This is a genomic window from Pedobacter sp. AC464, from assembly GCF_979253075.1.
Window position 1 is genome coordinate 1 of the sequence record NZ_CEEDBV010000008.1, and the last position, 275, is coordinate 275.

Genomic DNA, 275 nt, shown 5'->3' on the forward strand with positions numbered 1-275 from the left:
CATACTCGCGGGTTGCATAGGGCGAGTTAGCGCCCTTTAATACACCTACCGGATAAATCGGCATGAGGTAAATTACATTCACACCAAGGGCCTTGATAGAATCAAGTCGGGCAGTTACACCCGCGAAAGTACCTTCTTTACTAAAGGAACGGGTGTTCACCTGGTAAAGCGTAACGTCTCGCCTGTCGGGCACACCATTAACAGGCTTGCCATATTGTGGCGGATATGGTGAATTGTTCTGCGCAAAACTGGCAGAAACTTGTATCAGCCAGCAA

1 protein-coding gene is annotated in these 275 nt (G+C 48.7%); it reads right to left on the reverse strand.

Annotated elements, in window-relative coordinates:
• On the reverse strand, positions 1-275 hold a 275-nt coding region (locus AC0IWT_RS19980), incomplete at both ends, for an alpha-amylase family glycosyl hydrolase (RefSeq protein WP_471798509.1).